The sequence below is a fragment of the Niabella soli DSM 19437 genome (assembly GCF_000243115.2).
GTDB lineage: Bacteria > Bacteroidota > Bacteroidia > Chitinophagales > Chitinophagaceae > Niabella > Niabella soli.
In genome coordinates this window covers 1,903,258-1,922,911 of sequence record NZ_CP007035.1, presented here as the reverse complement: position 1 = coordinate 1,922,911, position 19,654 = coordinate 1,903,258, and the positions used below count along the sequence as shown (strand labels likewise).

The window sequence follows — 19,654 nt, the reverse complement described above, 5'->3', positions numbered from 1 at the left end:
CGTTATTTTAAAATTTGTCATTAATGGTAGGGATAGGGTATCGGAAAGATTTTGGCGAAGCATTCTTAACCAGTGATGTCTTAAAACCGGCATTTGTGGAGGTGGCTCCGGAGAACTGGGTCGGGGTAGGGGGCTACTGGCGAAAACAATTCAATAAAGTATTGGAGCGCTACCCGCTTTTTACCCATGGGCTGTCGTTGTCTATTGGCAGCCCCGACGAGCTGGATTTTGAATTTTTGAAGAAAGTAAAAATATTTCTGAAAGAAACCAATGCCCGGATCTATTCCGAACACCTGAGTTACGCGAAATGCGATAATGCGCATTTATACGATCTGCTGCCCATACCCTTTACAAATGATGCAGTGAAACATGTTGCTGCCAGGATCCGGACCATCCAGGAGCTGCTGGAACGAAGGATCGCTATTGAAATTGTGAGCTACTACACACCGGTAGCCCCGGAAATGAAAGAGATCGATTTTATAAACGCTATTCTTGAAGAAGCAGATTGTGATCTGCTGCTGGACGTGAATAATGTTTATGTAAACGGATTTAATCATCAGTATGATCCCAAAGCCTTTTTAAAAGAGTTGCCGATGGATCGCGTGGCCTATATCCACATGGCCGGTCATGAGCAGGTATCCGACACCCTGATCATCGATACACACGGGGAAGCTATTGTTGACCCGGTATACGATCTGTATGCTTTTGCCATGCAATTATTGCAACGGGATGTTCCGGTGCTGCTGGAACGGGATTTTAATTTTCCGCAGTTGAACGAACTGCAGGCGGAAATGGAGCGGTTAAACAGGATTAAACAGGCTGCTTTGCAGACCAAAAATTATGCAATTGCGTAACACCACACAACAATACCAATCGGCGCTGGCCAACTATTGCCGCACCGGTATGCTTGAAAATATTCCAGGAGTAGTAAAAGAAAATGTGCCGCAGTATCGAAGATTGGTATTGAATGTGATCGATGACATGCTGCAAAACGCATACCCCCTTACATACGACCTTTTGGAAGAGGCAGAATGGAACGCAATTGTTCACGATTTTTTCACCAACCATCCCTGCCAGTCGCCGCAGGTATGGTACATGCCGAAAGAGTTTTATCAATATCTTACAGAAACGACACATTCAATTTTAGACACTTATTCGTTTTTAAAGGAATTACTGTGGTTTGAGTGGGTAGAGGTAGAACTGTTCATGATGGAAGATCAGCTTATTTCCGCAGCAGCAAGCGGCGATCTTCGAACAGATAAGCTGATGATAAACCCCGAACATTTATTACTGACCTTTGAATACCCGGTTCATCAGAAAAATCCGGGAACGATCAGGGCGTCTGACAAAGGACACTACTTTGTAGTAGGCCATCGCAATTCCGATGGCGAAGTGATCTTTACAGATGTGGCCGCGGCCCTGGTACGTATGATTGAATACCTGGAAGAAGCGCCTTATACAGGCACGGAATTATTTTCATTGTTCGAAAGGGAAAATGCTTTGCAATTGTCGGAAACCGACAAAGAAGCCGTACTGAATTTTCTGCAAACGGCACTGCAACAGGGGTTGATAGCAGGGTTTGCAAAATAGACCTGTGAGGTTTCAAACCTGTCCGCCGTGGCGGAAACCTCACAGGTCTTTAATGGATACGGTCGCCCCGCACTTCCATCTCTTTCATCAACGCTTTTTCATGTTGCAGCCATGTCTCCCAGCGCGCCCGCACTTTTTCTTTCGGCAGGTAGGTTTCCGCTAATTCAATAAATAAGGTGTAATGCCCGGCCTCGCTTTCCATAAAGCGGCGGTAGAATTTACTCATGTAAGGATCGTTTAATCCTTCACTCAGCCGTTTAAAACGTTCGCAGCTCCGGGCTTCGATCATTGCCATGGTAAGCAGCCTGTCCAGGAAGACGTCATCCGGGTGACCGCCCTTTTCCTGGAATTGTAATAAGGCGTTTACATACTCGTCCTTTCTTTGACGCCCCAGTTTTAAGCCTCTTTTTTCCAGCTCCTGTAATACCAGGCGAAAATGGCCCCATTCTTCCGTAACGATGGGTGCCAATGCTTTTACCAGCTTGTCTTTATCGCTATAGCGTTGTATAATGGAGATGCAGGTGGTGGCTGCTTTTTGTTCGCAATAGGCATGATCTGTAAGGATCGCTTCCAGCGAGATTTCAGCCAGGTTCACCCACCGGGGATCTGTGGGCAGCTTCAGTCCCAGGATATTTTTCGTGTCTTGAGAAAGGTCCATAGGGTGCGAAATTAATATAAATTAACTGATCGCCGGAGGCGATAGCATAATGGTGCTAGGCTTGCAGCCTTGCACCGCCGAATGTATTTTTTTGCTCACAGATTACCCGGATTTGCACAGATTTTTTCGGTTGATATTTTTTTCTGTGCAGTTCTGTGAGCCATTGCTTCCACACTCTGCGAAACTTGTAGTTTCGCAACCTTATTTTGTCGCTTGAAGCGACAAAAGGGAACTTCGGAACTGCAAGTTCCGAAGAGCGCTAGTAACTTACCGCCTTGCCATCTCCCCGGCCAAGAATATTATTGGGGATTGGCCAGATCGAGCGTCCAGTAACGCCCGGAACGGGCTGCGCCAATTTCGGAAACGTAAGGGCTCATAATGTTTTTGCAATGAGCCGGGCTTTGCAGCCAGCTTTGCATGACCTGGGTGGTGTTTTGCTGTCCCATGGCAACGTTCTCGGCCATATAACTCCACCGGTAGCCCGCGGCTGTAATTCTTTTCCCGGGGGTAGTGCCGTTGCGCCCCGTATGGGTTAGCTGATTGGTTCGCTGCATATAATTACTTTGCGCAACCGCAGCATTTTCCAGTTTCGTATTCCACCGTACCGGAGGAACCGCGCGGTAGCGCACGCCCCCGCAATTGCATCCTTTTGCGCGAATAGCATTGATCTGCCCTAGCAAGGCGTTGCTGCTAAAGCCGGGTTCGTTGTCGTTGTCCTGGGCGCGGGAAGGGGCGGCGCAGGAACTGATTAAAAGTATAAATGCGATAGTAAAGAGAAAACCTGGGATACGGGTCATGAAACGGATTTTGGATCAATAAACGGGGGCAAACTTTATGCCAACGACAGGAGTTTCAGGTTTCAGGTTACAAGTTCCAGGTTCGGGGTTCGTAATTTATGTCTGACGTTTTGCGTTTATCGTTTGACGTTTGCCGGAAGGTGGATGGAGTAATAGACAATAGTGAATGGTCAACAGCTCACGGTTTGGTTGGGCGTTCAGCATTCAGCGTTGCGCGTGATGCTTACCTGCCTGACTTCATTGCTTTCACGATTTTCAGAGTGCCGTCCCGGGATAATTTTTTGTACGTTTCCGTCTCAACTCCATAAAGGGCGATCCTGCCTTCGGCATTGCTATGTATGCCCCAGCCATAACGCTTGGTGAGTGGGGAGGCCCTGAGACAGGGCTGGCCTTTTGAAAAGAATTTCTCCCGTTCTGATTTATATTCGGCTTTTGTAAGATCATTCTTATTGGCGTACACCTGAAACAATACGTCGTCTGATGTGTATTTATAGGGATGTTTACTGATCAGCTCAAACTGGATGTTTGCCGCTGTTTTTTTATCGCCTTTTAACGGGGGAACTTCACCGGAAACCGCAGGACTATCATCGGCGGTTTGTATGAAGGTATTTATGTAATTGGTGGTGTAACCGTTCATTTTTGGTATAAAGGTAGTTTATGGAAAGGTTACAAGTTGCAGGTTCCAGGTTTCAGGTCCCTGGGGCCAGGTTCAAAGTTTAATGTCTGACGTTTTGCGTTTATTGTTTGACGTTTGTCGGAAGGTAAATAATCAATAGTTCACGGTTTGGCTGGCGCTGAGCGTTCAGCAATTTGCATTCTGCGTTTAAAGTTTTGAATTTCCTGTAAAAATAGAATTATTTCGTTGATATTTAATGTGTTATAATGGTATAGGAAATGTAAAAACGCTGTGAAACATTTAATTTGTAAATTCCTGCTATTGCGTTACCTTTGCAGCCGAAATTATTGAATAGAAACAATCGGATGACCATTTAAAAAAACAAAGATGCCAATTACAAAAGAAAGAAACGAAGCAATTTTTGCAGAATATGGTGGCAGCGCCACTAATACCGGTTCTATTGAAGGACAGGTAGCGCAACTGACTGAGCGTATTGCACAGATCAGCACGCACTTAAAAAGCAATAAAAAAGATTTTTCCACCCACCGTGGCCTGATGCAAATGGTTGGTAAGCGTAAAAGCCTGCTGACGTACCTGCAAAAGCACAACCTGCAGGGCTACCGTGCCTTAATTGAAAAACTGGGTCTTAGAAAATAAGGTTCTCCTATCCCGATGGGTGTTGGTGAATGTTTATCCGGTTTTTGATTGCCGCAATCAATACTTCTACAATAATCTATTCCCAATGTCCGGCGGATATTGGGAATAGCTGTTTTTATACTTGCCGTTTTTTTGCTGAACAGAATTCCCGGCGCTCCAATGTGCGACGCAACCGGACCCCGTCACGGGCATAGAAGCACTGCTGCCGGGTCCATTAATAAAAAATTTCAATCTTATTTTATGTTACAACAACCTCTTAGAAAGGTATTTGATATAGGCGATGGTCGCGAAGTGACCATTGAAACCGGCCGCCTGGCGCGCCAGGCCGATGGTTCGGTAACCGTAACCATGGGAAAAAGTATTTTACTGGCTACCGTGGTAGCTAACAAAGAACCCAAAGAAGGACAGAGCTTTTTTCCGCTCACGGTAGACTACCAGGAAAAATTTGCTTCTGCCGGTCGTATCCCGGGTTCCTTCTTCAAGCGTGAAGGCCGCCTGAGTGATTCAGAAGTGCTGATCTCCCGCTTGATCGACCGTGCGTTGCGCCCCCTGTTCCCCGACGATTATTTGTGCGAAGTGCAGGTATTGGTAACCCTGATCAGCAGTGATCCTGAGATCCTGCCCGATGCAATGGCCTGCCTGGCTGCTTCGGCGGCGCTGGCGGTATCGGATGTGCCTATTAAAGAAATTATCAGCGAAGTACGGGTTGGACGCGTGAACGGACAGTTCAAGATCAACCCGACCCGTTCGGAAATGGAAGAGTCCGACATCGACTTTATCATTGCCGCTACCGAGAAAAACCTGATGATGGTGGAAGGTGAAGCACAGGAGTGCAGCGAGGACGACCTGGTGAAGGCCCTGAGCGTAGCACATGATGCCATCCGCATCCAGATCAAAGCACAGGAAGCCCTGCGCGATCTGAAAGGCGTAACCGGAAAACGTGATTACACAAAGCCCGCTCAGGATGAAACACTTCGAGAGAAAGTATACAGTTTTGCAAAAGATAAAGTATATGAAGTATCAAAAGGAAAGCTGGCCAAACATGAGCGCAGCGACCGCTTTGATGCGATCCAGGACGAGCTGCTGAAGAGCCTGGAAGAGGCCGCAACAGAAGAAGCGCCATTTACCGACGCCCAAAAGAAAATGGCCAAAGGCTATTACCACGATCTGCAATATGATGTGGTGCGGGATATGATCCTGGATGAGCGGGTGCGACTGGATGGCCGGGCGCTTACGGAGATCCGTCCGCTGGATATGGAAGTTGATGTACTGCCTTCTCCCCACGGATCTGCATTATTTACCAGAGGTGAAACACAATCACTTACAACAGTTACATTGGGTACGGCTTTAGATGAGTTGCTGATTGAATCTGCGGCAAAATCTGATTATACCAAGTTTATTTTACATTATAATTTCCCTCCTTTTTCTACCGGCGAGGTGAAGCCCATGCGTGGTCCCGGCCGGAGAGAAGTTGGTCATGGTAACCTGGCGATGCGTTCCCTGAAGCAAATGATGCCAACGGGTAATGATGATTTTGGTTACACCGTACGCGTAGTGAGCGATATCCTGGAATCGAACGGATCCTCTTCCATGGCAACCGTTTGTGCCGGTTCACTGGCGTTGATGGATGCAGGTGTACCTGTTCCAAAACATGTGTCCGGTATTGCTATGGGGTTGATTACCAAAGAAGATAAGTTTGCTATCTTAAGCGATATATTAGGCGATGAAGATCACCTGGGTGATATGGACTTTAAAGTTACCGGTACCCGCGATGGTATTTGCGGCGTACAAATGGATATTAAAGTAGACGGGTTGCCAATGGAAGTGATGCAGCAGGCATTGGAGCAGGCGAAAGCCGGCCGGATGCACATTCTGGACCATATGTACCAGGCGATGCCGGAAGCGCGTGTTGAGGTGAAAGCCCATGCACCACGGGTAGTGAAAATGTTTATTGAAAAAGAATTTATCGGAGCTGTGATCGGGCCAGGGGGTAAAGTGATCCAGGAAATGCAGCGTGAAACCGGTACGACCATCAATATCGAGGAAGTAAACAATCGCGGCGAGATCAGCATTTTTGGTGTGGAAAAAGCTGCGGTTGAAAAAGCTGAGAACTGGATCAAAGGCATTGTAGCCGTTCCGGTAGTGGGTGATGTTTATGATGCCGTAGTAAAAGGGATCAAAGAGTTTGGCGCTTTTGTAGAATTCCTGCCGGGTAAACAAGGCCTGGTGCACATCAGCGAGATCAGCTGGAAGCGCCTGGAGACTTTGGAAGGTGTGGTGAAAGAAGGCGATGCTATGAAGGTAAAACTGATCGGCACTGATCCTAAATCAGGCAAGTTCAAATTGTCCCGCAAGGCGTTAATTCCCCGCCCGGAAAGGAAAGAAGGCGGCGCTCCTGAGAATAATTAATCTTTACCTTTTAATTATAGAAACCTCCGCGAAGCGGGGGTTTTTTTGTTAATAGGGCCGGTGAGACGGTAAGTTGGAAGTTGAAGAATAAAACCTTTCCGCATTTCCGGCTTCCCGGCCATTGCCTGCAGATTTTTTTCTCACAGATGCCACAGATTGGCACAGAAGTTTAGTTGGAAGGGCTTACCGCATTTCCGGCTTATTATTGGCCCGCAGATGCCGCGGATCTTATTCGCAGATAATCGCTGATTCGTTTATTCCGCGAAGATCAACGGGAAGCTGCATTGCACGACTTTTTTTCTCACGGATTCCACAGATTTGCACAGCTTTTAGTTGGAGGTGCGATTTTTCTGCCGAGATCTGCGGGAACCCAAAACACGGCAATTGATTTTCTGCCGTCACCGGACTATTAATATTATGATAATTTAATTTTGGGTATAAAGAAATAGCTGTACCTTAAATGTCTAATTTTTAAAATCCTAACTATGTTTGACGAAATCTTAAATGCTGTAAAAAGCCAGCTTGCAGATCATCCCGACATCGCAGCCAACCTTACTCCCGAACAGGCAGATGCACTTCACAATGAAATTGCGAATCATATCAGCAGCGGTACCGCAACTGCTGATCAGTCGTCCGGTGGTGGTATCTTAGATACCCTTAAAAACGCGATTGGGGGCGGAGGCACCCTTACCAACGCTATTGAAGGCGGCCTGATCGGTTCCCTGACCACTAAATTTGGTCTGCCACCAGCCGTTACCGGCGCTATTTCAGCGGCCTTACCCGGGTTATTGCAAAAATTCGCGAATCGCGGAGAACAGCCGCAATAAGGTTCAGCACATTCAACTCAGCACGTAAAGGGGGCGTAACAGTATACGCGCCCTTTATTTTTCTACAGATTGAATAGCTAAATGCTGACGCTAAACGCTGAATGCATAATGCTGAATGCAAAATGCTAAATGCTAAATGTGAAACGCCAGATGCGCAGACTTTATTCTTTAATATAACTTCTCCTATTCACCATTGACTATTGACCATTCACTTCTGACAAACGACAAGCAATGATACTGAAACCAGGAGATTCTCAGCTCCCGTATCAGATCCGTTTCCGTTCTTCCTGGTCGCTATTGGTATGTTCGATGGCTTTCAGGTCTTTTTTACCAAATTTGAAGATAAGGGTGAGGGAATAGTTGCGGTTGAGCTGCAGCGTAGCGTATCGCTGTTGCACATTGTTCACCACATTGGTGTAGGAAGCGGCACTGGTTCCAAATACATCCTGCACGTTGGCGTTAAGGGTTAGTTTGTCCTTGACCAGTACGGCGTTAAAACCCAGGTCCAGGTTCCAGTAGGGGTCTGATCGGTTCACTAAACTGACTTCCGGGAACTGGTACCAGAAATTTATTGCTGCCGCCAACGTTTTGGCAGTATTAAAATACAGTGTATTGCTGTTGGAAACATAAGCACCCCAACCCTTGCGGTCTGCGACATAGGAAAGTTTGGATCGTCCATCTGTATAATAAATATTCAGCAGGGTAGTGCTTTCCCACCAGCGGAAGGTTGAAAAAGTATAGGCTTCGGATAAACCTATGCGAAGACTGTTCACAAAGTTTTTGGGGGTACGCAGTACAAAATTTGTATCTGCATGCGCAATGGTGATGTCATCAAATCCATTATTGGTGATCGTTGCAAACAGGGCGCTGGTGAGCTTGTTTTTATAAATATGCAGCAATTGGAAATTGCTGTTGTATTCCGGTTGCAGGAAGGGATTACCCTCATAGTAACTATAAGCTGTTAATATCGACTTATAGGGATTGAGGTTCCAGAATGTAGGGCGGCGCACTCTTTTATTATAAGTGAGAGAAAACAAATTGGCTCCATTCATTTTATAACTAATCAGCGCATTGGGAAAAAGCTTCAGATAATTGTTGTTGTTCCGTTGCCCTGAAAGAAAGGAATAGCCATTGGTTTGCGTCAGTTCCCCGCGCAGCCCGGCTTCCCATGACCAGTTGCCCAATTCCCGGTTAACGTTTACATAGAGGGCCTGACTATTTTCGGTGTACTTATATTCATTGCTAAGGTCTCTGTCATAGGTGTACCCTGGATTACTGACACGATAATACCGGAGATCATCATACATATCTATAAAATTTATCTTGCCGCCAAACTGCAGGCGGGCAAAGGAAAGCGGCAATTCCATATCTGCTTTTACCGCATAGATATTTATGTTTTGCGTAGTGGCGTTGGTATAACGCGCGGTTGAGGAAGGGATGGGCTGCCCATCCGGTAAAAAGCTTCTGGCGGTAACGTTGGAGGTATCGGTACGATAGAATGTAAGATAGCTCCCGTCCAGTGAAAAGGTTTTACCGCTGGTATCCAGTTTGGTTTTGTAATATAAATTATAAGACTGTGTTCTGGCCACAGGAAAATAATCGGCATAGGTGGTGAGCACAGAGTCTGTCTGGCCGCTGCCATTATAATTAGAATTGCGCACATAGTCGGCGCCACCCTCAAAATATCTCGAAAAGCCCACGTTAAATCCTATGGTTGATTTGGAAGAAAGCTGGTAATCGGCCCCGGCATTGATCGCCAGGTTTTGCTGTTTGTAATCGCCGGTATCGCTCATGATCCAGGTACGGTCCGGGTAATATTCTTCCCAGCGAAAACCATATTTGTGCCGGATGCGGAAAATATTTGCATTGGCGTAAAGCTGCCATTTGCCCGAATTATAGTTGATATTTCCGGTTGCATCCATACCCGGATAGTGTTGGTATTGTTTGTACCCCGCCTGTATACTGCCGCTGTACCCCTGTTGGGTAGTACGTTTGGTGATAATGTTGATCAGACCCGCATTTCCCGAGGCATCATACGCTGCCGAAGGATTGGTGATAATTTCGATTTTTGATACGGTTCCGGCCGGGATCGATTTTAAATAGCTTAAAAGCTCCTTTTGTGAGAGCTGCAGCAGTCGTCCGTCCTGCATTATCTGGACAGCACCTTTGCCTGGAATAGAAACCTCATCGTTACTGATACGAATGCCGGGAATTTTTTGCAATGCTTCTGCGATATTACTACCTACGATGGTGAGATTATCTGCAATATTCACAATCGTTTTGTTGGGCTTCATTTGTATCAATTTAGCGCGACCGCTCACCGTAACATTGTTCAGCATTGTGTTATTACGTGGTAATACTATGCGGATCGTGGTGTCGTTCTTAAGTTCAAGAGTAAGTTTGGCTTCCTCATGATTCACGGCCGATACTTCGAGGTGATATTTTGTTCCTACCTGAAGCGATGGAATTAGGAATTTTCCGGATGAATCTGTGGTCACCGATTTTGAATCCGCCCGGGACCTCAACCAGGTTATGGTGGCAGCGGGAACAGGTGCCCCGGCATCATCCTGCACTTGTCCGTGAATGGAGATTTGAGCCTGGGATAGTGTATTCCATAACAGCAACAGGGTTAGGTAGAAGATCTTTCGCATCCGCCAAAAATAAAGAAACGCTACTAATGAAAGGATTACAGTTGTTCGTACTACTGCCCAAATGGTTTTTGATCACTGCAACTGATATTTTCACCAGGTGATACTTTAAAATAGTTACAGAAGTATTTGTAATATTCATAACGGTAGGTGGTCTTTTGCAAGGCTGTTCCCTTGCCGCACTCGACCCCACCGTTAATAATATTAACCGTAGCGCCAAAGCCGGGCTGTATATTTTTTGCGCTGTCCATGGCATTAGGTTGCCATTTGCCCACTATGATGTCGTGGCAGGAAGGTTTGGGCCGTTGTGGGGTCATCCAGAACCAAAGGGCAGAAGCAAAAGATAATACTGGGTCTTGTGCTAATAATTCGGGGTGTTGCAGTAAGGTGTCTTTGTTGCCAAACCAGGCTTCGCTAAATTGCCCATAGTTATAATTCCAGCTTAGTTGTTTGGGCCCCCGGCCATAATAGGCCTTACCCGGTACCGGCATATAATTCTTTTTGGAAGTGTCTGCATAATTATTCAGGATGCCCTGCTGCGATTGCTCCTGCAGAAAATACAACCCCCACTTAAAATAACCGCCCGGCGCCTCAGTCCATCCGCCACTTGTTTCCTGTGCCATGTTGGCCAGGAAGGCCGCCAGCTCCCTTTTTTGCGTCGTTATATCACCTTCGGAAAGAAACCGGGGAAATGCGGTTGCTGCGGTCGCAAAAGCTTTGAAGGAATAAAAATCCGGGTTATGGTTTAAGGAATCTTTTAATTTTAGCCCGTACCGGTTGGGGAAAAGATCATTCCATTGAGCTGCGTTCAAATAACGAAGCAACCGCGGATGGGAATGTTTACCCGTTAAAGATTGTTTGAGCGGTAATGTATCTACAACTTGCAGATTATTTTGTCCATAGCCATACAGCCCGGCAAAAATAAAAAGACAGAACAGGTACTTCATTTATATAGCGCTGCTATTTTTGAAATGCGCAACGACAAGCAAGGTACTGTTTTTATAGGCAATCAAATCTGAAGAGAAAAAGCCCGCAGATTAGCGCAGATCAAATGCCAAAGAGATATATCAGCGAAAAGGATCAGCGGAGATCAGCGGGAAAAATCGTGCGCAGATTGGCACAAATTTGCTGTAAGTATCTAAAAATTCCATCCTGCCTTTAATCCCCAGAAGCCTTTGGTGCCGTCTTTCATCCAGGCTTCATATTTGGCCTGAAAGTCGAACCCAAGGATTTTTAATCCCACACCCGGTGATAAAATAAAAGCTGAACCGCTGTAATTTTTTCCGCTTAAGGCGGCCGTTCCTGATTCCAGTTTCAGATAAAGCAACGGAATGGGGCGGTATTTTACACCTACCCTTATAGGCACAGCTTTAAGGTCGGGCACTTTGTATTCGTTCCCGGTTGTTGGGTCCATTACATCCTTACCTCTAAAATACATATATCCGATAGAGCCGGTGGCTGCCCAGCTTTTTATAAGCCGAATATCCGCCTGGGCGCCAACACCGACGCCTGTTTTAAAATCTTTCTGAAAATCGCCTGTGGGAAAAGCAAGTTCTCCATAGGGCCCGATGCTAAAGCCTTTCAATTGTGCGGAGGCGCGTTGTGCGATACTTAAGCAAAATAAAACGACAATTAATAGAAAAAATTTATTCATAGCCTGAGGGTTTTAAAATTGAATATGTTCTTCTGATAGCAATTATCAGGCCTGATAGCTTAATTCAGGTATTTTCAGATGATTTGCCCCGGGTTATTTTTGAAAAATTATTTTAACCTCAAAACAACCCATATGAAACTTTGTCAATTAAGTGTATTGTTATTTGCCGGGACCCTTTTATTATTTAGCTGTAAAAAAGGAGACCCCGGTCCTCAGGGAGCTACCGGAGCACAGGGACCGGCGGGAACGCAGGGTCCCGGAGGCGCTCAGGGTCCGGCCGGAACGCAGGGGCCAGCCGGCTCGCAGGGACCGGCAGGAGCTCAAGGTCCCACCGGCGCACAAGGCCCTGCCGGAACAGCCAACGTACAATATTCGGATTGGTTTACTCCTGCTGCTTATACGGTAACTACCCGATTTGGTATCATTAATTTAGATTATAATAAAGCAGCGCCGGGAATTACCCAGGATATATTGAATACCGGAACAGTGCTGGTGTATGGAAAGCTGAATGGCTATAATACTACCTTGTGGCCTACCGACCAAACTTCAGTACTGCCGATACATATATACTACCAGATCGGCACTGCCACTAATATTGATACCTGGTCCGCGGACGCGACGGTTGGAAATTTGCGGATCAACCTTGTTAGCAGCATGAATGCCTATACTTCCTCGGGGTCAATCAGTCCTGCCCATACGTTTCGTTATGTGATCATTCCCGGAGCGGTGAAAGTAGCGCTGGCTAATACAAACCTTAATGTCCTCAGTTATGGTGCCTTGTGTAATACGTTGAGTATCCCTCAATAATTTCGTGCGCAGCAGCAACCAGGTATCTCATAAATAAAACCGCCAATGTATTTTAAAATACATTGGCGGTAATTGTTTAAGCCGGTTAAAACTTTCTATGAAGCTGTATCGCTTTTATAGTTAAAGATTTTTCAGACTTTCTTCGATGGCTTTTATCTTTTCCTCCGCATCGGCTTTCTTCCGGCGTTCGATCTCTACTACCTCCGGCTTTGCATTTTGCACAAAGCGCTCATTGCTCAATTTCTTGTCAACGGAAACCAGGAAGCCCTGTAAGTATTGCAGATCTTTTTCCAGTTGTTCTTTCTGGATACTGGTGTCCAGTTCGGTAGCTGGCTGAATAAACAGTTTGTCTTTACCCACCATTACATTAATACATTTATCAACCGCTGCTTCTGTAATGCTTACCGCATCTACATTTGCCTGCCGTTGTAAAATGGAGGCCAGGTTACTATAGATCTGCGGTTGTGCAGTTTGTACAAATAGTGTAACGGCTTCTTTCGGTTTAATATTGTTTTTCACCCGCGCATCGCGGATGGCTGTGATCGTTTGTTTCAACAATTCGCCTTGCGCCAAGATCGCATCATCTGCGGGTGCTGTAGTGGCGTATTGTTTTACAGACAAATCATCTTTTTGTTCACGCAGCAAATGATAAATTTCTTCCGTAATAAACGGCATGTAGGGGTGGAGCAGTTGCAGCAGTTCTTCAAAGAAACCGATCGTTGCCTGCAACTTTGCCTGGCTGGTAGGTGCGCCAAAGGCGGGTTTCTGCCATTCGAGATACCAGGAACAGAAGTCGTCCCATATCAGGGAGTATAATGTTTTTAATCCTTCGCTGAGACGGAATTCTTTAAACAGGCTTTCCATTTCTGCTTTAGCGGCTGCAATCCGATGTTTCATCCATGCAGCTGCAGCATCCGGTTCATTGCCTGTTGCTGCGCTGATACCATTCGGATTGTTTTGCCACATGCGGATCAGCTTTAACGCGTTCCACATTTTGTTGTTGAAGTTGCGTCCCTGTTCCAATGAGCTTTCATCAAAAAGCAGGTCGTTACCAGCCGGTGCGGCAATCATAATTCCAAAGCGTACCGCATCGGCGCCATAGGTATCGATCAGGTTCAGCAGATCAGGAGAGTTGCCGAGCGACTTGCTCATCTTGCGACCCAGCTTATCGCGTACCATGCCGGTAAAATACACATCCTTAAATGGAATCTCTTTTTCATATTCCAGTCCGGCCATTACCATGCGTGCCACCCAGAAGAAAATAATATCCTGACCGGTTACTAAAACGGAAGTAGGGTAGTAGTAGTTGATGTCGGGATTGCCGGGATTGGTGATGCCATGAAACACTTCGCTGGGCCAGAGCCAGGAGGAGAACCAAGTATCCAACACGTCGCTGTCTTGCTTAAAGTCGTCAATAATGAATGGTGAATGGCCAATGCTGTTTGCCGATTCACTATTCACCTTTGACCATTGACTAAAAGCTTCCTCTTTGTTCTCTGCCACCACAAAGGTTCCATCGGGAGCATACCAAGCCGGTATTTGCTGGCCCCACCACAACTGGCGGCTGATGCACCAATCTTTTACATTCTCCAGCCAATATTTATAAGTAGCCAGGAAACGGTCGCCGGGATGGATTTTTATATCGCCATCAACCACGGCCTTCAAAGCAGGCTCGGCCAATGGTTTCATTTTGACAAACCATTGCGTGGAAATACGGGGTTCCACTACCGCATTGCTGCGTTGGGAGAAACCGTTCTTGTTAATGATGTCCTCTGTTTTAACCAGATTGCCTGATTTCTCCAGGTCAATCACGATCTTCTTCCGCACTTCAAAGCGATCTTCCCCAACATACAACTGCGCGGCTTCGCTCAGTGTACCGTCCTCGTTTAAGGTATCAATTACTTCCAGGTTGTGTTTCAACCCCAGGTTATAGTCGTTGATGTCATGTGCCGGCGTGATCTTTAAAGCACCGGTACCAAACTCCATATCCACGTATTCATCAAAAATGATAGGAATGCGACGGTTGATCAAAGGCACAAAAGCGTAAGCATCTTTTAAATGCTGGTAGCGCTCATCATTAGGATTTACGCAGATGGCGGTATCACCCAAAATTGTTTCCGGGCGGGTAGTGGCAATGGTAATGAATTGATCTGAAGTACTATCGGTTACATTATTAGCTAAAATATCAAAATCAATAATTTTTGGTACCTTTGTATCCGCAGGAGTCGTTTCGGACGTGTGAGAGAAGGATTCCAATTCGTTGGAAGGCACAGCTCGCCTGTTTGTAAGGGAAGATTCTAAACCAGTCTTCCCTTTCATTTTCTCTGCAACGCTCTCGCTGTCCAGCTTGTATTGTATATAATATAACTTACTCTGTACTTCGCGGTATTCTACTTCTTCATCGCTTAATGCCGTTTTAGCAGCAGGGTCCCAGTTGATCATCCGCGCCCCGCGATAGATCAATCCTTTATTATATAGGTCAACAAAAACCTTTATAACAGCCTTGTAATAATGATCGTCCATGGTGAAGTTCACCCGGTTCCAGTCTACACTACAGCCCAGCCGTTCGATCTGGTTATAAATGATGCCGCCATATTTTTCCTTCCATTCAAAAGCGTATTTCAAAAATTCTTCGCGGGTCAGGGTATTTTTATCGATGCCCTTCTCCTTCAGCATCTGCACCACTTTTGCTTCGGTGGCAATTGACGCATGGTCGCTGCCCGGAACCCAACAGGCGTTGTACCCGCTCATGCGTGCCCGGCGTACCAGGATGTCCTGTACGGTTTCGTTCAGCGTATGACCCATATGCAATACACCGGTAACATTGGGGGGCGGGATGACCACCGTAAAAGCCGGGCGTTCATCCGGGGTACTGTTAAAATAACCTTTTTCCTTCCAATGGTCCGTCCACCGGATCTCAATTGCTGCGGGTTCAAAATTTTTCGTCAATTCCATAGGGGTGCAAAATTACTGCATTTTTGGGATTTAAATGTAATTAACGGGAGCCGGACCGGCTTGTTTGGGAGCGCTTTTGGAGGTAAAATGGGGCGAATAGCGAGTAGGACGTAGTGAAACGTGAGAAGTGAAAGGTGAATAGTGAATGGGGCGTTTTTCACAAACGGGACCTTATCCGATAACTCCTACCGGATCCCGCCAAATGAAGTGCAACGGAATGTCAGCAGAACTATTCAGTTGGTTTTCCGATGACCTTCTAAGAAGATCCTTCACACTATCTGCAGGAGCAAACGACCGGTAGGGATCATCACCTATTTTACCTCGCATTCCAGGTTAACGGTAATGCTGGCCGTCTTATTTTTTGCAGAAGTATTAAATGTACCGCCGTAGCTATAATCCTCATCGCTATTTTTCCCGGTTATCTGGAAAATGCCCATATTGGCTTTGGTTACACTCCCCAAAGAACCGCCGGTATTTTTTGCAATCGTTTCCGCCCGCTTTCTTGCGTCGGCTGCGGCCTTTGCCAACAGGTCCAGTTTAAGATCTGCCAGCTTTGTATAGAAATATAATGGCTCGGGTGAATTTAGCTCAATGCCGGTTTCTATAAGTTCAGTGATCTCCCGGGACAAGGATTCCACCTTCGCGATATCGTTGGATTCCACTTTTACATTTTGTGTGAGATTGTATCCCTGGAACTCAGAGGAAGTTGATTTTGTTTCTTCGTTATAATTTGATTTGAAGATCTTATCGATTTTTATAGAAGAAAAGATCATCTGGTTGGGAGTGATACCTTTTCGGGTAAGGTAATTCCGCACGTTCATTTCATCTTGTTTTAACTGGGCATAAGCGGCTTTTAAATCAAAATTGGACCTGTTGTAACTGCCATTCCAGGCGATCAGGTCGCTGCCAAAATCTTTTTCTGCGCTTCCGGTAACGCGGATCACCTGTCTTGATTTGAACTTATATTTATAAGCGCCTGCTACCAGCAACCCTGTGATAATAATGCAAATACCAAGGATGATCAATCCTAAAAAATTGCGGTTGGTGTTCTCTGTGTTCATAGTGTTTTATTTATTGTAAAAATAGGAAATCCATTTTAATTGGCAAGTCCAATCATTGCTTCCAGTTCCTGCTCCAATAACTGATCGCCTTCAAACCCCACTGCTTTAAATTTTATATTGCCGTCCTTGCCAATGACAAATTTTGTGGGGATGCCTGGTACGTTAAACTGGGTGACGACTTTGCTGTCATTATCCAGCAGCACATGAAAATCGTATTTCATTTTTGTAATAAAATCCGCAGCATTTTTTTGTTTATCGTCTACATTTTCCCAGGTATCTACAAATAAAAATTTAACGTCGGGGTTGTCTTTATATTTGCCCACCATTTTATTCATAGATGGAAAGGATGCCTTGCAGGGGCCGCACCAGGTAGCCCAAAAATCAACGATCACGGTTTTCCCTTTGAGGTCCTCTATATTCACCTTGTTGCCGGATAGGTCGTTGAGCGCAAACTTTGGTGCGGGGTCATTTAGTTTTTCTTTCTTTAGTTTTTCAATCATTTTAAGTTTGGCACCCTGTTCCAGGGTGGCCAGGTATTGATCGTAGCCATCGGCTGAGGCATGTTGCGTTGTATATGCCCGTTTAAGTATCTTTTTAATTGCATCGCTGGCTTTGCCTTCTTTTACAAACTGTTCCAGCTCCGGCTGGTATTTTTTTACCGGAAGGGCTTTTTCAGCCAGGAGGGCATAGGTGTTGTTGTAGTTTTTATTTTGACCTTTTGCATTGGTTAACGCTGCGTCTTTTGCATACGAATACCCTTCTTTATACTTTCCTGATTTGTAAAGCACCATAGCATAGGTATCTGCAAATTGAGAGTAACGGTTCTGGCGCTGCTCCAGCCATTCTTTGTTCAATGACATTTTAGGCTTGGGTTCTTTCGGATTTTTTAGTTCAGCTTTTGCATAGGCGACTGCTTGTTTTGATAATTCCGCTGCAAAGGGCAAATCAGCACTGTCTCCCTGCAGTTTCCAGGCAGCTTCGTTGTAAGCATTCATTTTTGCTGATGGAGCCTTTGTCTCTGAAGCATATCTTTTAAAATTGTCCCAGTCTTTCTTATACGCATAACCTATAAGTATCTGCCCTTGCATCATTGCTAAAAATCCGTCGAAAGAAGGTGGGTTGGTGGCTTTAATTACATCCTTTACAATTGTTTCCCTATCTGTTAAATTGGCGGCTGCGTTGAATTTTTCATAATAATCCTGGGAAGTTAATTTTTCATCAGGAAATTTTTCTTTTTTGAGATTTGTGAAAAATGCCATTTGCTGGGGCAGGCGCAGCATTGAGTAAAGCGAGCTTACTTTCGAATAGTCGGACGCGGTTTTTAAACCTGATGATAGTGCTTTTTCAATTTCTGACTGTATCGCTGTGTTTCCCTTTTCTTTATCGCTGCGCATCAAAGCAAAAAGGTAGCTTCTGATTACATCGTTCCTTTTATCCGGATAAAGCTCCATTTCCTTTTTATAGTAATACATTACTTTTTGGGCGTTTCGCTTTACACCAAATTTCCGTTCACCGATGTTATCATAAAAGTATGCAAGATTCGAATAAGCTTCCGGCCGTAAGCTATCAGCATGGTATACCGGCACCAGGTAACCGCTATCGGCGTTGTTATCTATTTTATCATCAATGTTAAATCCAAAAACCAGCAGGTTTAACGATGTGTCGGTACTGACGGACCCTACAAACTGATCTTTTTCTTTTTTTAATGGAATGTCTTCCATCTGTGGGCCGCCGGAGCCTATTTTTAAAACATAGGCGGTTGGCGTTTTATCTGTTCCTTCCAGGTCGCCACCGGGCAGATAAGAAAAATGGACTGTTTCACCGGCTTTTGGACGTTCAGGTTTGAGGGTCAGGTTAGATTGCGCAAAAATATTGGCGGAAAAGGCCAGGGCAACAAGCAATAAAAGGTTTTTCATTGTAACAAATTTGGTTGACTGTTAAAGCGAAAGTTTTTCCAAAGGTAGCTAAGTTTTCTATCTGATTGATACAGCGCTTTCCTTTTTCCGGATCAGCCAGGTAAAGGGTGATTTTTTCACAAATAATTTACAATCCTGCTGTTATCTATTGAGGGGTTTATGCGTCTAAAAAGTAGAAAATTCAGTAAAAATGAAAAACTATGTTCTAAAAACTTTTGCATTACCTGTTCTGGCATTGGTGTTGTTGGCGAGTTGCGGGCCAACAGCCCATATTGAAACTTCTCAGAATGCCAATTTTGGTAAGTACAGAACTTTTGCCTGGGCGCAACCCAAGGACCGCAGGGCACGAAGCTCTATGATGGAAGATCAGATCAAATCGGCTGTTACCGCCCGTTTGGAACAAACCAAAGGTCTGCGGCAGGTGACCAGTAACCCGGATGTGATCTTAAGTTATGATGTGCTGGTGCAAAGAGGAAGCCGGGTGGTCTCGGACCCGATGTACGGATGGGGCGGCTTCAGAACTTTTTATAACCCGTATCGCGGCCGCTTCTACAATGTATATTATCCTTCCATGTTTATGGGATATGATAATTATGCGGTACCAACAAAAGAAGGTACCATTACCATCACCATGGTGGATTCTTATACAGACGAAACGGTCATGCAGGGGTGGGCGACAGACGAGGTGGACAGCCGGAGGATTTCCGGAAGGGAGATTGACCGGATCGTGGATGCCATTTTCCGGAAATGGGAATCAACCAGCCGGTATAACAACACGTATCGTGGCAGCAGAAAAGGATATGACCGTTATGGTAATATGCACTGATAAAGGTGCTGAAGATAGTAGTTTGGTTTGGTAGTTACAACAGGGTCCCCGTTATTTTTAGCGGAGACCCTTTTTTTAGTTACAAGTTTCAGGTTGCTGGTTTCTGGAGGTGAAACGATAAACGTCAGACGTCAAACCAGGAACAATAGATCCGTTTTATAATTCCATTTGGTAGCTACAACGGAGGTCTAACTATTTTTAACAGAGATCCTTTTAGTTACAAGTTTCAGGTT

General features: G+C 45.4%; 16 protein-coding genes. 7 read left to right on the top strand and 9 right to left on the bottom strand.

The window, feature by feature from the left end:
* The first annotated feature begins 23 nt into the window (after window positions 1-23).
* Both NIASO_RS08180 and NIASO_RS08175 read left to right on the top strand, forming a co-directional pair.
* Window positions 24-854 (top strand): HvfB family MNIO-type RiPP peptide maturase, encoded by an 831-nt coding sequence (locus tag NIASO_RS08180; protein ID WP_008584484.1) that lies wholly within the window; start codon window positions 24-26, stop codon window positions 852-854.
* A complete protein-coding gene (locus tag NIASO_RS08175) occupies window positions 841-1,590 on the top strand; it encodes an HvfC family RiPP maturation protein (protein WP_008584485.1) in 750 nt (249 codons plus the stop codon). Before NIASO_RS08180 ends, NIASO_RS08175 begins: the two co-directional genes overlap by 14 nt.
* A 49-nt stretch (window positions 1,591-1,639) precedes the next feature.
* On the opposite strand, the gene miaE is transcribed toward NIASO_RS08175, so the two are convergent.
* The 3 genes from miaE to NIASO_RS08160 all read right to left on the bottom strand — a co-directional run bounded on the left by miaE (window position 1,640) and on the right by NIASO_RS08160 (window position 3,682).
* Window positions 1,640-2,248: a tRNA-(ms[2]io[6]A)-hydroxylase gene (gene miaE / locus NIASO_RS08170; RefSeq protein ID WP_008584486.1), complete on the bottom strand. Its 609-nt coding sequence runs from the start codon at window positions 2,246-2,248 to the stop codon at window positions 1,640-1,642.
* A gap of 299 nt (window positions 2,249-2,547) precedes the next feature.
* Window positions 2,548-3,045, bottom strand: coding sequence for a CAP domain-containing protein (locus tag NIASO_RS08165; protein WP_008584487.1), 498 nt, complete (start codon window positions 3,043-3,045; stop codon window positions 2,548-2,550).
* 223 nt (window positions 3,046-3,268) lie between these two features.
* On the bottom strand, window positions 3,269-3,682 hold the full coding sequence (locus tag NIASO_RS08160; RefSeq protein ID WP_008584488.1) for a DUF6157 family protein: 414 nt from the start codon (window positions 3,680-3,682) through the stop codon (window positions 3,269-3,271).
* A gap of 366 nt (window positions 3,683-4,048) precedes the next feature.
* Between NIASO_RS08160 and rpsO the strand changes: the two genes are divergently transcribed.
* From rpsO to NIASO_RS08145, 3 genes are all read left to right on the top strand, one after another.
* On the top strand, window positions 4,049-4,318 hold the full coding sequence (gene rpsO / locus NIASO_RS08155) for a 30S ribosomal protein S15 (protein WP_008584489.1): 270 nt from the start codon (window positions 4,049-4,051) through the stop codon (window positions 4,316-4,318).
* A gap of 240 nt (window positions 4,319-4,558) precedes the next feature.
* On the top strand, window positions 4,559-6,727 hold the full coding sequence (pnp, locus tag NIASO_RS08150; protein ID WP_008584490.1) for a polyribonucleotide nucleotidyltransferase: 2,169 nt from the start codon (window positions 4,559-4,561) through the stop codon (window positions 6,725-6,727).
* 485 nt (window positions 6,728-7,212) lie between these two features.
* Window positions 7,213-7,554 (top strand): hypothetical protein, encoded by a 342-nt coding sequence (locus NIASO_RS08145; protein WP_008584491.1) that lies wholly within the window; start codon window positions 7,213-7,215, stop codon window positions 7,552-7,554.
* 266 nt (window positions 7,555-7,820) lie between these two features.
* Here the strand turns inward: NIASO_RS08145 and NIASO_RS08140 are convergent, their stop codons facing one another.
* The 3 genes from NIASO_RS08140 to NIASO_RS08130 all read right to left on the bottom strand — a co-directional run bounded on the left by NIASO_RS08140 (window position 7,821) and on the right by NIASO_RS08130 (window position 11,856).
* Window positions 7,821-10,205, bottom strand: coding sequence for an outer membrane beta-barrel protein (locus tag NIASO_RS08140; RefSeq protein WP_008584492.1), 2,385 nt, complete (start codon window positions 10,203-10,205; stop codon window positions 7,821-7,823).
* Window positions 10,206-10,255: 50 nt separating this feature from the next.
* Window positions 10,256-11,149 carry a chitinase gene (locus NIASO_RS08135; RefSeq protein WP_008584493.1) on the bottom strand — a complete coding sequence of 298 codons (894 nt, stop codon included), beginning with the start codon at window positions 11,147-11,149 and terminating at the stop codon, window positions 10,256-10,258.
* A 191-nt stretch (window positions 11,150-11,340) separates the two neighbouring features.
* Window positions 11,341-11,856, bottom strand: a complete 516-nt coding sequence (locus NIASO_RS08130; RefSeq protein WP_008584495.1) for an outer membrane beta-barrel protein — start codon at window positions 11,854-11,856, stop codon at window positions 11,341-11,343.
* Between the two features lie 132 nt (window positions 11,857-11,988).
* Between NIASO_RS08130 and NIASO_RS20330 the strand changes: the two genes are divergently transcribed.
* Window positions 11,989-12,663 (top strand): Collagen triple helix repeat-containing protein, encoded by a 675-nt coding sequence (locus tag NIASO_RS20330; RefSeq protein WP_008584497.1) that lies wholly within the window; start codon window positions 11,989-11,991, stop codon window positions 12,661-12,663.
* A gap of 120 nt (window positions 12,664-12,783) precedes the next feature.
* Here the strand turns inward: NIASO_RS20330 and NIASO_RS08120 are convergent, their stop codons facing one another.
* The 3 genes from NIASO_RS08120 to NIASO_RS19645 all read right to left on the bottom strand — a co-directional run bounded on the left by NIASO_RS08120 (window position 12,784) and on the right by NIASO_RS19645 (window position 18,595).
* Entirely contained in the window at window positions 12,784-15,618 is a 2,835-nt protein-coding gene (locus NIASO_RS08120) for a valine--tRNA ligase (protein WP_008584499.1), read from the bottom strand.
* Between the two features lie 311 nt (window positions 15,619-15,929).
* Entirely contained in the window at window positions 15,930-16,679 is a 750-nt protein-coding gene (locus tag NIASO_RS08115) for an SIMPL domain-containing protein (protein WP_008584500.1), read from the bottom strand.
* A gap of 35 nt (window positions 16,680-16,714) precedes the next feature.
* A complete protein-coding gene (locus tag NIASO_RS19645; RefSeq protein ID WP_008584502.1) occupies window positions 16,715-18,595 on the bottom strand; it encodes a TlpA disulfide reductase family protein in 1,881 nt (626 codons plus the stop codon).
* Window positions 18,596-18,785: 190 nt separating this feature from the next.
* Between NIASO_RS19645 and NIASO_RS08105 the strand changes: the two genes are divergently transcribed.
* Window positions 18,786-19,421, top strand: coding sequence for a DUF4136 domain-containing protein (locus NIASO_RS08105; protein ID WP_008584504.1), 636 nt, complete (start codon window positions 18,786-18,788; stop codon window positions 19,419-19,421).
* Window positions 19,422-19,654 lie beyond the last annotated feature (233 nt).